A 14,139-nucleotide genomic window follows, 5' to 3' on the forward strand; every position below is an offset into this window, starting at 1 on the left:
CGGCCGCACCGCGTCAGATGATCACGTTGAGCAGGCCGACGTTGTAGAGGCCGCCGTAGCCGCGGCCGAACTTGTCGCCGAATCCGTAGCCGAAGTCGTCGAAGTCGAAGCCGAAGCCGTAGCCCTTGCCGTAGCCGCCGTGGCCCTTCCCGTGGTGCTTCCCGTGGCTCTTGCCGTGGCCGCCGTGGCCCTTGCCGTAGCCGTTGCCGAGGGCGTAGACGCCCTTGCCGAGCCCCAAGCCATAGCCATAGCTGACGCTGTAGGTGTAGCTGAAGCTGAACCCATATCCGTGGCGCTTCTTGTTGCAGTGCTTCTTGTGGTGCTTCTTGTGCTTCTTGTGGTGGCCCTTGTCGTGGCCCTTGCTGCCCTTCCCCTTGCCGTGGCTCTTGCCGTTGTTCTTGCTGTTGCCCTTGCCCTTCCCGTTGCTCTTGCCGTTGCCGTTGCCCTTTCCGCCGTTGTCGTCGTCCTTGTCCTTGTAGGACGCGTTGTCGCCGTTGTCCTTGCCGCCCTTGTCGCCGCCCTTCGAGCCGTTGTCGTTGCCGTTGTCGCCGTTTCCGCCGTTGCCCTTTCCGCCGTTGCCGTTTCCGCCGTTGTCCCGGCCGCCGTTGCCGCCGTTGCCTCCGTTGTCGTCGTCGCCGTTGCCGCCGCCCTTGTTCCCGCCCCAGCCGCCGTTGCCGCCGCCCTTGTTCCCGTTCCAGCCGCCGTCGCCGTCGCCGCTCTTGTTTCCGTTCCAGCCGCCGCCGCCGTTGCCCCCGCCCTTGTTCCCGCCGTATCCGCCGTCGCCCCCGCCGCTGCCTCCGTTGTCCCGGCCGTATCCGTTGTCGCCGCCGTTGCCCCCGCCGTTGTCGTCGTATCCGTTGTCGCCGTTGTCCCCGCCGTATCCGTTGTCGTCGTCGCCGTAGTCGTCGCTGCTCTTGCTGTGGGAGCCGTTCTTGTAGTCGTCGCTGCCCGGGGCGGCGAAAGCGCTGCCGGTAGAGGCGGCCAAGAGGCCGGTGGCAAGAAGTCCGGTGGCGACGCCGAGAGCGGAGCGGCGCATCAGACTGGTTCGCATGAGGGTCCTTCCTTCGGACGCGAGGCCGGCGGCCGATCGCCGCCTCTGCGATCCAGTCGTACGTCGCGCCGGGAACACCCGCCCGTCGAGCGGAGCGTCCGGGCTACAGCGTGGCCAAGGAAGTGACGCAGTGCCACGACGTACGGAGCGTCAGTCCCCGCCGAGCAAAAGGGTGTCGAGACCGCGTACCAGACCCGTGCGGGCGGCGGCCGCGCGAGCGGCGAGCAGGGTCCCCGCGACATACGGGGCCGGGGAGGTGCCCGCCTCGTGCCGGATCACCAGCCGCTCGTCCGGCAGCCCGAACTGCGCCTCGACGGCGAGGGTGTAGCCCGGCAGCCGCAGCGAGTGGACCTGCGTTCCCGCGATCGACGCGCCGCGGGCCTCCGGATACCCGGCCGTGCGCTCCGGGGGCAGGGCGTACTCGGGTCGCCGTACGACGGCCAGCTGTTCGGCGAGTTCCCGTGCCGTGCCGCTCGGGGCGTCGGGCTTCGTCGCGGAGGCGTAGTCGATGATCTCCCAGTGCGGCAGGTGACGGGCCGCCAGACGGGCGGCCGCCTGGGCCAGCGCGGCGGTCAGCGAGAAGTTCCCCGAGGCCACCACACCGACCCCGTGCTCCTCTGCCAGCGCGGCGATCTCCTCGTAGTCCGCGGCGGACAGACCCGAGGCGCCCACCACGACACCGACCCCGCGGACCACCGCCGCCCGCACATGGCGACCGACCGCAGTGTGCGAGGTGTAGTCGATCAGTACGTCGACACCGTCCAGCGCGTCGTCGACGGTGCTGAACACCGGCACCCCCAGTTCGGGACCGCCCCACACGGCGCCGAGGTCGGCCCCCGCCGCCGACCGTGCGACCGCCGACCGCAGCCGCAGGTCATCGGCGTCCAGGACGGCCCGCGCCACCGCCTCGCCGGTCCAGCCGGTCGCCCCGGCGACGCACACGTTCAGCATGTCCATCCCCTCAGCATGAGGCATGATCCCTATTCATCCCGATCAGAGCCGCCGCGGCCCGGCGTCCGCAACCGCAGCCGGACGGCGACGGAACGGGCCTGACGACGCATCCGGCCCGGCAGCGTCGTCGAGCGCGGCGCGGCGGCGACAAGCTGCTCCGACAGCCACAGCGAGCGCTTCTCCAGGTCCAGCTCGTCCAGCAGCCGGTCGATGTTGGCCAGCAGCGCCCCGTACAGGTCCCAGCTCTCCCAGCGCTCCTCCGTCTCCGCGCGCAGCAGCGCGGCGATCCGGTCCCGTTCCTCCCGGCCGCGCCGCAGGGCGTCCTCCAGCCGCGCCTCGGCCTGTTCCGCGCCCGCCGTGACCTGGGCGGCGATCAGCCGCCCGAAACTGTCCACGGCATCGGCCATGTCGGCGAACAGCTCGTCGATGCCCGTGGCGAGCTCGCCGGTGAACAGCGCCTGCCGGCGGCCGCGCTCGCGGTCCAGTTCCGTCAGCGAGCGGCACAGTGTCCGCAGCAGCACGGTCGACACCTCCAGCGTGTCCAGCCCGCTGCGCAGGAGGAGCCGGGCCATCGCGCCCTCGGCCGCCTTCACCCGCGGGTTGAGCCGGGTGCCCTCCTCCGCCCTGCGCAGTGAGGCGTCGAACCGCGCGATCTCGTTGTCCAGCCGGCGCGCGTCCATCAACCAGGTGCGGGCCTGCTCGGCGGTCGCGCCGCGGCGCACCTCGCGGCCCATGCGGAGCATCAGGGCGCGCATGTGCTCGGCCATCTCGCGCACCGCGTCACCGGCCGGCTCCACGAAGGCCGGCGGCGGCACCACGACGTTCAGCAGCACCCCGACGACGGCCCCGACCAGGGTCTCGAGCACCCGGTCGACCGCCTCGCCGGACGGGGCGGGGACGGCCAGGATGAGCATCGCGCTGATCGCGACCTCGGCCACGAACTCGTCCACGCGGATGAAGTGACCGATCACCAGCGAGGCCAGGATGATCAGCCCGAGGCTCCACCACGTCAGGCCGATCAGCTCGGCGAAGCAGACCGCGATGAGGACGCCCGCCACCACGCTGACCACCCGTCGGATGCCCGTCGTGACCGTCGTGTAGAGGGTCACCTGGACGACCAGCAGGGCGGTCAGCGGTGCCGTCAGCGGTTTGGGGTTGGGCAGCAGCCACACGGCCACGGCGTACGACAGCACGGCGGCCACGGTGGAACGCGCCGTCTGCACGACGATCGGGTCGTTGGTGCGTCGCAGCAGGTCGGCGAGGGGGGCGGGGAGGGCGCCGGGCACCCTGCCAGTGTCACCGGCGAGGCGACGGGGTACCGGGTCAGCGGCGGCGGGTTGCGCCGCCCGCGTGAATCCCGCACCCCGACACGCCCTTGAGGCACCGTCGGCGCGTCCCGGCGTCGCTTCATGGTCCCGGGCCGGTGTGTGTCCGGGCAGGGGAGCGAGGTGCGTATGGCGTGCGCGGTGCGGCGCTCGCGGGCCCTTGCCGCGGTGCTCGTCCTCGCGGCCGTCGCGGTCGCCTGCGGCGGGACCTCGCGGACGTCCGGGCGGCCGACCCTCGACTGGTACAACTTCCCCGACGACTCCGGGGCCCTCCAGCAGGCCGCCGACCGGTGCGGCCGTGCCTCCGGCGGCCGCTACGCCATCCGCTACAACAAGCTCCCCCGGACGGCCGACGGCCAGCGGCAGCAGCTGGTGCGCCGGCTCGCCGCACACGACCCCGCGATGGACATCCTCGGCCTGGACGTCACCTGGACCCCCGAATTCGCCGAGGCAGGCTGGATCCGCCCGTGGACGGGGGCGCACCGGGAGGAGGCCGAGCGGGACACCCTCGCCGCCCCGCTGAGCACGGCCACGTGGAAGGGCCGCCTCTACGCCGTCCCGTACAACACCAACATCCAGCTGCTCTGGTACCGCGCGGACCTCGTGCCGGAGCCGCCCGCCACCTGGGCCGAGATGATCGACGAGGCCCGCGCCCTGGCCAAGGCCGGCAAACCCCACCGGATCGAGGTCCAGGGAGCCCAGTACGAGGGGCTCACCGTGTGGTTCAACACGCTCGTCGCCAGCGCCGGGGGGTCGATCCTGAACGCCGCGGCCACCGCTCCCTCACTGGGCCCGCCCGCCGTCCGGGCCGCCGGGATCATGCACGACCTGGCGACCTCGCCCGCCGCCGACCCCTCGCTCGCCAACCAGATGGAGGATCAGAACCGGCTGGCCATGGAGTCGGGCACCGCCGCCTTCGAGCTGAACTACCCCTTCGTGTATCCGGCGATGAAGGCCGACAACCCGGAGCTGTTCCGGCACTTCCGATGGGCCCGCTACCCCCGGGTCGACGCCGACCGCCCCGCGCGGGTGACCATCGGCGGCATCGACCTGGCCGTCGGCGCCCACAGCCGTCACCCGGCACTCGCCTTCGAGGCGGCGCTGTGTCTGCGCGACCGCGACAACCAGCGGACCGCCGCGCTCCGGGGCGGCCTGCCACCCACCCTGCGCGGCCTCTACACCGATCCCGAGATCGAGCGCAGCTACCCCTTCGCCGGGGACATCCTGGCCGAGCTGGAGAACGCCGCCCTGCGGCCCAGGACCCCCGCCTACCAGAACGTCTCCATCGCGGTGTCCCACACGCTGTCACCACCCGCCGGGATCCGCCCCGTCGAGTCCGTCCGGGATCTGGGCGGACAGATCGAGGACGCGCTGCAGTCCAAGGGGCTGGTCCCGTGACCCGGCCCTCCGCGGGTGCCCGGCAGGAGCGCCGGCTCGGCCGGCTGCTCTGCGCGCCCGCCGTCCTGGTGATGCTCGCGGTGACCGCCTACCCCGTGCTCTACGCGGTCTACCTCTCGCTCCACCGCTACGACCTGCGCTTCCCCCAGCTGGCCCGCTTCGTGGGCCTGGACAACTACGCCGCGGTCCTGAGCTCCGGCTTCTGGTGGCAGGCCCTCTGGGTGACCTGCCTGATCACCGTCGTCTCCGTCGCGGTGGAACTGGTCCTCGGCATGGCCCTCGCGGTCGTCATGCACCGCGCGGTCCTCGGCCGCTCCACCGTGCGCACCGCGATCCTGCTGCCGTACGGGATCGTGACGGTGGTCGCCGCGTTCTCCTGGCAGTACGCCTGGACCCCCGGCATCGGCTACCTCGTCGACGCGGCCGGCGGGGCCCCGCTGACCGACCAGTGGAAGGCCATCGGGCTGATCATCCTGGCCGAGGTGTGGAAGACCACCCCCTTCATGGCGCTGCTGCTGCTCGCCGGGCTGGCCCTGGTGCCCGAGGAGACCCTGCGCGCGGCCATGGTCGACGGGGCTACCCGTTGGCAGCGTTTCCGGCTGGTCACGCTGCCGCTGATGAAGCCCGCCGTCCTGGTGGCGCTGCTGTTCCGTACTCTCGACGCGTTCCGGATCTTCGACAACATCTATGTGCTGACACAGGGTTCGAACGGCACCGGATCCGTGTCGATCCTGGGTTACGACAACCTCTTCACCGCGCTGAACCTCGGCATCGGCTCGGCGATCTCCGTACTGATCTTCCTCTGCGTGGCCGTCATCGCCTTCGCCTTCATCCGGCTGTTCGGCACGGCCGCCCCCGGAACGGAGGGCCCCGGACGATGAGCACGAGCGCCGCGCAGCGGCGGCGGACCGCCCGCTGGAGCGTGATCAACACCGTCGTGGTGCTCTACGCGCTGTTCCCGGTGTGGTGGATCGTCGCCCTGTCCTTCAAGGACCCCGGGACCCTCTCCGACGGCAGTTTCGTCCCCCGCACGTGGACGCTGGAGAACTACCGGGGCATCTTCGCGACCTCCGAGTTCACCCGCGCCCTGGTCAACTCCATCGGCATCGCCCTGATCTCCACCGTCATCGCCGTGACGCTGGGCACCATGGCCGCGTACGCCGTGGCCCGGCTGCGCTTCCCCGGCAAGGGGCTGCTGATCGGCACGTCGTTGCTGATCGCGATGTTCCCGCCGATCTCCCTGGTGTCGCCGCTGTTCGACATCGAGCGCTACCTCGGGCTGTTCGACACCTGGCCCGGACTGATCATCCCCTACATGACCTTCTCGCTGCCGCTGGCGATCTACACGCTGTCGGCGTTCTTCCGGGAGATCCCGTGGGACCTGGAGAAGGCCGCCAAGGTCGACGGGGCCACCCCCGCGCAGGCCTTCCGGCTGGTCATCGCGCCGCTCGCGGCGCCCGGGGTGTTCACCACGGCGATCCTGGTCTTCATCTTCTGCTGGAACGACTTCCTCTTCGCGATCTCCCTGACCTCCACCACCGCCGCGCGCACCGTCCCGGCGGCGATCGCCTTCTTCACCGGCAGTTCCCAGTTCCAGCAGCCCACGGGATCGATCGCCGCCGCCGCGGTGGTGATCACCGTTCCGATCGTCGTCTTCGTGCTGCTGTTCCAGCGGCGCATCGTGGCCGGACTGACCTCCGGCGCAGTGAAGGGCTGAGGGACCGCACATGGCCGAGATCACCCTCGAGGGCGTCACCAAGCGCTACCCCGACGGCGCGGTGGCCGTCCGCGACGTCAGCCTCGCCATCGCCGACGGCGAGTTCGTGATCCTGGTGGGCCCGTCCGGCTGCGGCAAGTCCACCACCCTCAACATGATCGCCGGGCTGGAGGACATCACCGAGGGCACCCTGCGCATCGGCGGGCAGGTGGTCAACGACAAGGCCCCCAAGGACCGCGACATCGCCATGGTCTTCCAGAGCTACGCCCTCTACCCGCATATGACCGTCCGTCAGAACATGGGTTTCGCCCTGCGCCTGGCCGGTGCCGACAAGGCCGTCATCAAGGCGAAGGTCGAGGAGGCCGCGCGCGTCCTCGACCTCACCGCCCACCTCGACCGCAAGCCCGCCAACCTCTCCGGCGGCCAGCGCCAGCGCGTCGCGATGGGCCGCGCCATCGTCCGCGAGCCCAAGGCCTTCCTGATGGACGAGCCGCTGTCCAACCTCGACGCCAAACTCCGGGTCCAGATGCGCACCCAGATCGCCCGGCTGCAGCGACGCCTCGGCACCACCACGGTCTACGTCACGCACGACCAGACCGAGGCCATGACCCTCGGCGACCGCGTCGTCGTGATGCGCGGCGGCGTCGTCCAGCAGACCGGCTCGCCGCAGGAGCTGTACGACCAGCCGCGCAACCTCTTCGTCGCGGGGTTCATCGGCTCGCCCGCGATGAACTTCCTGCCCGCCACCCTGGAGGGGGACGGGCTGCGCACCCCGCTCGGCGACCTGCCGCTCGACGACCGCCTGCGCACCGCGCTGGCACGGCGCGGCGCGCCGCGCGAGGTCATCGCGGGCTTCCGGCCCGAGCACTTCGAGGACGCCGAACTCGTCGAACCGGGACGCGGGGGAGCCACCCTCACCGTCACCGTCGACGTCCGGGAGTCCCTCGGCTCCGACGTCCACGTCCACTTCGCGCAGGGGGGCGGCGCGGCCGCCGCGGAGCAGTTGGCCGAACTCGCCGCGGACTCCGGACTCGCCGACACCGGCGCCGGCGGCCCCGAGGTCGTCGCCCGGCTCTCCACCCGGAGCCGGGCCCGCGAGGGCGAGCGCCTGCGGGTATGGCTGGACACCGCCGAGGCCCACATCTTCGACCCGGCCACCGGTGACAACCTCACACTCCCCGAACGCCCCGCCGACACGGCCGCACGGTGAGGGCACGGCCGTGGCCTCCGCCCCGCCACCCCTGCCGGGCCCCCTCGCACACCTGGCCCCGCTCCTCGACGACTGGGGCTACCTCGCGGTCGGCGTCCTGGTCCTGCTCGACAACTGCGGCATCCCCGTGCCCGGCCAGACCGTCCTCGTCGTCGCGGCCGCCTACGCGGGCACCGGGCGGATGGACATCGCCGGTGTGGTCGCGGTCGCCGTCCTCGCGGCCGTCGCGGGTGACTGCCTCGGCTACCTGATCGGACGCAGCGGCGGCCGCGCCTTCGTCCACCGGTGGGGCCGCTACGTCCTGCTCACACCGGAACGCTTCCTGCGCGGCGAGGAGTTCTTCGCCCGGCGCGGCGAACTCGTCGTCCTCCTCGCTCGTTTCGTCGACGTCCTCCGCCAGACCAACGGCATCATCGCCGGCACCGCCGGCATGCCCTGGTGGCGCTTCCTGCTCTTCAACACCCTGGGCGCGATCCTCTGGGTCGGCGTCTGGGCCGGCCTCGCCTACGCGGCCGGCACCCGTCTCGGCCCCCTCTACGCCTGGCTCACCCGCTTCCAGCTCTACGCCCTGATCGCCGTGGCCCTTCTGGCCGCCGCCCTGACCGCCCGCCACATCCGCCGCCGCCGTCTGCGCCGCCGGTCCCCGGGGCCCGGCGGGGGCTAGAGGAGGTCCTCGATGGTGATCGGCATCTTGCGGACGCGGCGGCCCGTGGCGTGGTGGACGGCGTTCGCGATGGCGGCACCGGCACCCACCTGGCCGATCTCGCCGACGCCCTTGACCCCGAGGGGGTTGACGACGGTGTCCTCCACCTCGACCAGTTCGACCTCGACGTCCGGCACGTCCGCGTTGACGGCGACCAGATAGTCGCCCAGGCTCGACGCCGCCCAGCGGCCGGTGCGGGCCTCCATGTGGTTGGCCTCGAGGAGGGCCTGGCCCAGGCCCCAGATCATGCCGCCCGCCAGCTGGCTGCGGGCGGTCTTGGGATTGAGGACCCGCCCGGGGGCGAACGCGCCGACCATGCGGCGGACCCGGACGAGCCCCAGGTCGGCGTCGACCGCGACCTCCGCGAACTGGGCGCCGAAGGTCATCAGGGCATGCCCGCCCGCGCCGGCGTCGGGCGTCCAGGAGCCCAGCGCCTCGACGTCGGGCAGGAACCGGCGGTGCATCAGCTCGGCGTAGGTCTCGCCGGTGCCCGCGTCGTCCCGGAGCACCATGCGGCCGTCGCGAAGCTCGACGGCTTCGGGATCCGCCCCGTGCAGCGGTGACTCGGCGTCGGCGACCGCCCGCCCGATCAGCTCGTCCCGCAGCGCGGTGGCCGCCGTGTGGACGGCCGCGCTGATCATGCCGGCGCCGGCCGAGCCGACGGCGGCGGCGATCTGGGGGAGCGCCGTGTCGCCGTTCTCGAAGCGGCACCGCTCGGCGGGCAAGCCGAGGGCGTCGGCCGCGACCTGGGTCATCGCCGTGGCCACTCCGGTGCCGAAGTCGGGGGTGGCCGCCTGCACCAGGACCGTGCCGTCGGCGTAGAGCCGGGCACGGGCGCGCTGCGGGGTGACGGGCTGGGCGACGGGATAGCCGGCGCTGGCCATGCCCGTGCCGATCAGCCAGTGGCCGTCCCGCCGGGAGCGCGGGCGGGGGTCGCGGTCCGCCCAGCCGAAGCGCTCGGCGCCGCGGCGGTAGCACTCCTCGAGCCCCCAGCTCGACCACGGATCGCCCGTGGCGGGATCCGTCGCCGTGATGTTGCGCAGCCGCAGTTCGAGGGGGTCCATGCCGAGTCGCTCGGCCAGTTCGTCCATCGCGCACTCCATGGCGTACATGCCCGACGCCTCGCCGGGGGCGCGCATGAAGGTCGGCGTCATGGTGTTCGCCCGGAACAGCCGGTACTCGCCCTCGTAGTGGGGGCAGCCGTAGATCTGCGAGGCGACCCCGAGCGACGGCTCGGCCCACTCGTCGAAGTGCGAGGTGGGAGAGAGTTTGTGATGGCGCAACGCCGTGATCCGGCCCTCACCGGTCGCGGCGAGGGTGATCGTCTGTTCCTGCTCCTCGCGGTGCCCCGTCGAGGTGAACATCTGCTCCCGGGTCAGCGCCAGTTTCACCGGGCGGCCCACCTGCCGGGCGGCGATCGCGGCGAGGGCGGGATGATGCCAGATCATGGCCTTTCCGCCGAAACTGCCGCCCGTGTAGTGCCCGATGACGCGGATCCGGGACGTCGGCAGGCCGAGCAGCGCGGCGACGGTCTGCTGGGTGGAGGTGATGCCCTGCGTGGCGTCCCACAGGGTGAGGTCGCCGCCCTCCCAGAACGCGGTGGTCGCGGGCGGCTCGATGGGGTTGTGGTGGTTCGCGGCGTAGGTGAAGGTGGCGTCGACCCGTACGTCCGCCTCGACGAGTCCCTGCCGCACGTCGCCGCGGCTCATGCGTCCGGGGATCCAGCCGCCGAAGATCGCCTCGGGCACGAAGGCCCGGTCGCGTCCCTGGCCGAGGGTGGTCACGGGGGGCTCCTCGGCGTACCGCACGTGCAACAGGCTCGCCGCGTGCCGGGCCCGTTCGTGCGTGTCGGCGACGACGACGGCGATGTGCTGGCCCGCGTAGTGGACGACGTCGTCCTGCAGGGGGAAGAAGGTCTGGCCGGGGGCCGCCGTCCCCGCGAGGGAGGGGATCAGCGGCGGCTGCGCCGCGATGGGCGGGGTGTTCTCGTGGGTGAGGACCGCGAGTACGCCCTCGGCGGCCTCGGCCTCGGCGGAGTCGATGGAGGTGATCCGTCCGGAGGCGATATGGGCGCCGACGAGTGCGGCGTACGCCATGCCGGGGAGCGGGATCTCCGCCGAGTACTGTGCGGAGCCGGTGACCTTGGCGTGGCCGTCCACCCGGTCCATGGGCTGTCCGATGGCCGAGGTCACGACGGGCTCCCGGTGAGGGTCTCGAGCGCGCGGACCACGCTCCGGCAGGCCAGTTCTACTTTGAACGCGTTCATCGCCGTGGGCCGCGCCGCGGCCAGTTCGGCGCGTGCGGCCTCGTGGAAGTTCTGCGGGATCGCGGGGGCCCCGAGCAGGAACTCCTCGGCGCGCTCGGCCCGCCAGGGCCGGGTGGCCACCCCGCCCAGCGCGATGCGGACGTCCAGTACCAGCCCGTCCGCCAGTGCCAGCGCGGCGGCCACGGACACCAGCGCGAACTCGTACGACTCGCGGTCCCTGACCTTCAGGTAGGTGGAATGCCGGGCGATGGGGACGGAGGGCACCTCGATGAAGGTGATCAGTTCCCCGTGCTCCAGCGGGTGCTCCCGGTCCGGGGTGTCGCCGGGCAGCAGGAAGAACTCCTCGAAGGAGTAGGAGCGTTCTCCTCCGGGCCCCTGGGTGTGGATCGTCGCGTCCAACGCGGCGAGGGCCACGGCCACGTCCGAGGGATGGGTGGCGATGCAGTGCGCGCTCGTGCCGAGGACGGCATGGCCGCGGCTGGTCCCCTCGACGGCCGAACAACCGCTGCCCGGCACCCGCTTGTTGCAGGCGGACGCGGCGTCGCGGAAGTAGCCGCAGCGCACTCGCTGCATCATGTTGCCGCCCATGGAGGCCATGTTGCGCAACTGGGCGGAGGCGCCGAGCTCCAGCGCCCGGGCGATGAGCGGGAAGCGCTCCCGTACCACGGGCGCCTCGGCGACCTGGCTCATCCGGGCCAGCGCCCCGATCCGCAGCGACCCGTCGGGCATGCCCTCGACCCCGGTCAGGGGGAGGTCGTTGATGTCGACGAGCCGCCGCGGCGCGAGCACGTTCTGCCGCAGCAGGTCGACCTCCGTGGTGCCGCCGGCCAGGAAGTGGCTCTGCGGGTCGGCGGTGACCGCGGCGATCGCGTCCGCCGTCCCGGTGGCCCGGGTGTAGCTGATGGGGCGCACGGCGTCACGCTCCGCCGGCTGGTTCGGGAGCGGTGTCCGGGCCCGCGTCGCGGACCGCGCGGATCGCCGCACGGATGTTGGGGTAGGCCGCGCAGCGGCAGATGTTGCCGCTCATCCCCTCCTTGATCTCGGCGTCGTCGGAGGCGTGCCCCTCCCGCAGCAGCGCCACCGCCGACATGATCTGCCCCGGTGTGCAGTAGCCGCACTGGAAGGCGTCGTGTGCGATGAACGCCTCCTGCATGGGATCGAGCCGGCCCTCCTCGGCGAGGCCCTCGATCGTGGTCACCTCGCGCTCCTCGCACGTGATGGCGAGCGTCAGGCAGCCCAGCACGCGACGTCCGTCCACCCATACGGTGCAGGCCCCGCAGGTGCCCTGGTCGCAGCCCTTCTTGGCGCCGGTGAGTCCGAGGTGCTCACGGAGGGCGTCGAGCAGGCTCACCCGGGGCTCGATGTCCAGCGCCCGGCGCTCCCCGTTGACCCGCAGCACCACCCGGACGGGATCCGGGCCGCGCTCGGGCAGTACGCCGGATTCCGCCGCGATGTTCGTCGAAACCTCTGAGGACACCGGTCCACCTCCAGAACGGTCTCCTCTTCATGCTGTTTTGCCCGTCAACAACCCGCAACCGGGATCATGCCGCGACGTCGCGGCCCCGCGCCACACCGTGCTCGCCGTCCCGGGCGCGGGGCGGCCCCGCGGCCTCGTCACCCGGCCTCGTCACCCGGCGTCGGCCGGGACCGGACGGACCCGGGCGCCCGCCGGGCGGCGGCCCAGGACCGGCCCTCCGGACGCGATGTGGACGGGCGGCTCCCGCGGTACGTCGTCGGCGGCCGCGACCGTCGCGGGATAGGGCGGGTCGTCGACGTGCCGGACGGCCGCTACGCGCCCGCCAGCTGCCGGACGACCGCTTCGGCGACCGCGCGGGCGCTGCCCGGGTTCTGGCCGGTGATCAGGTGTCCGTCCTCGACGACATAGGTGTCGAACGGCCGCTTCGCCGTGGTGTATTCGGCGCCGAGCTTCTTCAGTTCGTCCTGGAGGCTGTAGGGCACCGCCTCGGCTCGCTGGGCGAGTTCTTCCTCGGGCCACGAGAACCCGGTCACGCGCTTCCCCCGGATCAGGGGCTCGCCGTCGCTGAGGGTTACGTTGAGCAGGCCCGTCGCGCCGTGGCAGACCGTCGACACGATCCGTCCGCTCTCGTAGAACCTGGCCATCAGGTCCTCCAGTTCGCGGCTCTGCGGGAAGTCGAACATCACGCCGTGGCCGCCGGTGAGGTAGATGGCGTCGTAGTCGTCGAGGTTCACGTCGGAGACGCGCAACGTGTCCTCGAGGAGGTCCATGTACTCCCGGTCCGCGTAGTGCTTCCCGGTGCCGAGCTCCGCCAGCACGTCGTGGGACAGGCTCTCCGGGTCGATCGGTACCTTGCCGCCGGCGGGACTGGCGATGTCCATGGTGTAGCCGTCCTGTTCGACCACGTCCCAGAAGTGCGTCAGTTCCCCGAGCCACAACCCGGTCCGCATGCCGACCTTCTCGTACTCGTCGACATTCGTCACGATGACCAGGATCTTCTTGGTCGCAGGCATGCCGCTGCCCCTCTTCCTGGCGGGATGGCGCCGGTCGCGGCGGGGGGCGCCGCTCGATCGCCTTGCCGATTCGAGCCTAAAGGGGCCATATGGGGCAGGCAAGGTGATCCGGCGCCGCCGCCGGACGCACCGGCTACACGACGCAGAACTCGTTGCCCTCCGGGTCCTGGAGCACCACCCCGTAGTGGTCGACGCCCGGTTCCGACAGCACGCGCAGCCGCACCGCCCCCGCCGCGACCAGCCGGCCGACCTCGGCCTCCACCCGCCGCGTTCGGGTCTCCAGCGGCACGTCGGCCCGCTTGCCGCCCACCTTCACGTCGAGGTGGAGCCGGTTCTTGACCGCCTTGCCCTCGGGCACCCGCTGGAACCAGATCCGGGGGCCGTCGCCCTCCGGATCCACGATCGAGTCGCAGCAGTCACCGTCGCCGAGCTCGTCCTCGGGCACACCGATGCTCAGCCAGTACGCCCGCCAGGTGGGGAAGCTGTCCGGCGCGTCCTCGGGCCGGTAGCGCAGCGCGTCCGCCCAGAAGCGCGCCTGCGCCTCCGGATCACTGCAGTCGATCGTGAGCTGGAACGCGACCATGGTGTCTGTCTCCCGTCGGGGCGGCCTGTCCGGTGCCTGCACCGGACACACCCATGCTGCCCGAGGGGTACGACAACGCCGTCCGCCGGCAGAGACGCCTGGGGACCGGCCGGTCAGTCCGTCCCCTCGATCCGGAAGCCCACCTTCAGCCCGACCTGGAAGTGCCCGACCTGCCCGTCCGCGAGGTGGCCGCGGATCTGCGTCACCTCGAACCAGTCGAGGTTGCGCAGGGTCTCCGAGGCCCGGCTCAGCCCGTTGCGGATGGCGGCGTCCACGCCCTCGCTGGAGGAGCCGACGATCTCGGTCACCCGGTACGTGTGGTCGGACATGGGGCCTCCCTGATCGGTGGGACGGGCGGTTCCGCCGCCCCTCCACGGTGCCTCATCGACCGTGCCCCCGCGAGAGGAGGACGGCGCCCGGGTTAGCCCGCGGCGCGGCGCGGGAA

General features: G+C 72.1%; 14 protein-coding genes. 5 read left to right on the plus strand and 9 right to left on the minus strand.

Going from position 1 to position 14,139, the window contains the following annotated elements:
- Positions 1–13: 13 nt before the first annotated feature.
- The 3 genes from AB0F62_RS07110 to AB0F62_RS07120 all read right to left on the minus strand — a co-directional run bounded on the left by AB0F62_RS07110 (position 14) and on the right by AB0F62_RS07120 (position 3,288).
- On the minus strand, positions 14–1,051 hold the full coding sequence (locus AB0F62_RS07110; protein WP_361793052.1) for a hypothetical protein: 1,038 nt from the start codon (positions 1,049–1,051) through the stop codon (positions 14–16).
- 150 nt (positions 1,052–1,201) lie between these two features.
- On the minus strand, positions 1,202–2,008 hold the full coding sequence (gene dapB / locus AB0F62_RS07115; RefSeq protein ID WP_361793054.1) for a 4-hydroxy-tetrahydrodipicolinate reductase: 807 nt from the start codon (positions 2,006–2,008) through the stop codon (positions 1,202–1,204).
- Between the two features lie 23 nt (positions 2,009–2,031).
- The gene (locus tag AB0F62_RS07120) at positions 2,032–3,288 is read right to left on the minus strand and encodes an aromatic acid exporter family protein (RefSeq protein ID WP_361793056.1); all 1,257 of its coding nucleotides are present in this window, start codon (positions 3,286–3,288) and stop codon (positions 2,032–2,034) included.
- A gap of 168 nt (positions 3,289–3,456) precedes the next feature.
- Here AB0F62_RS07120 and AB0F62_RS07125 point away from each other — a divergent pair, with 168 nt between their 5' ends.
- The 5 genes from AB0F62_RS07125 to AB0F62_RS07145 are packed head-to-tail and all read left to right on the plus strand — an operon-like array spanning position 3,457 to position 8,316.
- Positions 3,457–4,725: an ABC transporter substrate-binding protein gene (locus tag AB0F62_RS07125; RefSeq protein ID WP_361793058.1), complete on the plus strand. Its 1,269-nt coding sequence runs from the start codon at positions 3,457–3,459 to the stop codon at positions 4,723–4,725.
- Entirely contained in the window at positions 4,722–5,606 is an 885-nt protein-coding gene (locus AB0F62_RS07130; RefSeq protein WP_361793060.1) for a sugar ABC transporter permease, read from the plus strand. Before AB0F62_RS07125 ends, AB0F62_RS07130 begins: the two co-directional genes overlap by 4 nt.
- Positions 5,603–6,442: a carbohydrate ABC transporter permease gene (locus tag AB0F62_RS07135; RefSeq protein ID WP_361793062.1), complete on the plus strand. Its 840-nt coding sequence runs from the start codon at positions 5,603–5,605 to the stop codon at positions 6,440–6,442. Before AB0F62_RS07130 ends, AB0F62_RS07135 begins: the two co-directional genes overlap by 4 nt.
- A 10-nt stretch (positions 6,443–6,452) precedes the next feature.
- A complete protein-coding gene (ugpC, locus tag AB0F62_RS07140; protein ID WP_361793064.1) occupies positions 6,453–7,652 on the plus strand; it encodes a sn-glycerol-3-phosphate ABC transporter ATP-binding protein UgpC in 1,200 nt (399 codons plus the stop codon).
- A gap of 10 nt (positions 7,653–7,662) precedes the next feature.
- On the plus strand, positions 7,663–8,316 hold the full coding sequence (locus tag AB0F62_RS07145) for a DedA family protein (protein ID WP_361793066.1): 654 nt from the start codon (positions 7,663–7,665) through the stop codon (positions 8,314–8,316).
- Here the strand turns inward: AB0F62_RS07145 and AB0F62_RS07150 are convergent.
- From AB0F62_RS07150 to AB0F62_RS07175, 6 genes are all read right to left on the minus strand, one after another.
- Complete coding sequence (locus tag AB0F62_RS07150) at positions 8,313–10,547, minus strand: xanthine dehydrogenase family protein molybdopterin-binding subunit (protein ID WP_361793068.1); 2,235 nt, start codon at positions 10,545–10,547, stop codon at positions 8,313–8,315. The genes AB0F62_RS07145 and AB0F62_RS07150 overlap by 4 nt on opposite strands.
- On the minus strand, positions 10,544–11,533 hold the full coding sequence (locus AB0F62_RS07155) for a xanthine dehydrogenase family protein subunit M (RefSeq protein ID WP_361793070.1): 990 nt from the start codon (positions 11,531–11,533) through the stop codon (positions 10,544–10,546). Before AB0F62_RS07155 ends, AB0F62_RS07150 begins: the two co-directional genes overlap by 4 nt.
- A gap of 4 nt (positions 11,534–11,537) precedes the next feature.
- On the minus strand, positions 11,538–12,074 hold the full coding sequence (locus AB0F62_RS07160) for a (2Fe-2S)-binding protein (RefSeq protein WP_361793440.1): 537 nt from the start codon (positions 12,072–12,074) through the stop codon (positions 11,538–11,540).
- 335 nt (positions 12,075–12,409) lie between these two features.
- Positions 12,410–13,111, minus strand: coding sequence for a type 1 glutamine amidotransferase domain-containing protein (locus tag AB0F62_RS07165; RefSeq protein WP_361793072.1), 702 nt, complete (start codon positions 13,109–13,111; stop codon positions 12,410–12,412).
- A gap of 133 nt (positions 13,112–13,244) precedes the next feature.
- Positions 13,245–13,694, minus strand: a complete 450-nt coding sequence (locus tag AB0F62_RS07170) for a VOC family protein (RefSeq protein ID WP_361793074.1) — start codon at positions 13,692–13,694, stop codon at positions 13,245–13,247.
- 113 nt (positions 13,695–13,807) lie between these two features.
- Positions 13,808–14,023, minus strand: coding sequence for a dodecin (locus AB0F62_RS07175; protein WP_361793076.1), 216 nt, complete (start codon positions 14,021–14,023; stop codon positions 13,808–13,810).
- Positions 14,024–14,139 lie beyond the last annotated feature (116 nt).

The organism is Streptomyces sp. NPDC026673, assembly GCF_040638135.1.
Taxonomy (GTDB): Bacteria; Actinomycetota; Actinomycetes; order Streptomycetales; family Streptomycetaceae; genus Actinacidiphila.

Bases quoted from the DNA above. Each gene is read 5' to 3' on its own strand.
- AB0F62_RS07110 (WP_361793052.1), bottom strand. From the start codon at position 1,051: ATGCGAACCAGTCTGATGCGCCGCTCCGCTCTCGGCGTCGCCACCGGA.
- dapB (WP_361793054.1), bottom strand. From the start codon at position 2,008: ATGGACATGCTGAACGTGTGCGTCGCCGGGGCGACCGGCTGGACCGGC.
- AB0F62_RS07125 (WP_361793058.1), top strand. From the start codon at position 3,457: ATGGCGTGCGCGGTGCGGCGCTCGCGGGCCCTTGCCGCGGTGCTCGTC.
- AB0F62_RS07135 (WP_361793062.1), top strand. From the start codon at position 5,603: ATGAGCACGAGCGCCGCGCAGCGGCGGCGGACCGCCCGCTGGAGCGTG.
- ugpC (WP_361793064.1), top strand. From the start codon at position 6,453: ATGGCCGAGATCACCCTCGAGGGCGTCACCAAGCGCTACCCCGACGGC.
- AB0F62_RS07165 (WP_361793072.1), bottom strand. From the start codon at position 13,111: ATGCCTGCGACCAAGAAGATCCTGGTCATCGTGACGAATGTCGACGAG.
- AB0F62_RS07170 (WP_361793074.1), bottom strand. From the start codon at position 13,694: ATGGTCGCGTTCCAGCTCACGATCGACTGCAGTGATCCGGAGGCGCAG.
- AB0F62_RS07175 (WP_361793076.1), bottom strand. From the start codon at position 14,023: ATGTCCGACCACACGTACCGGGTGACCGAGATCGTCGGCTCCTCCAGC.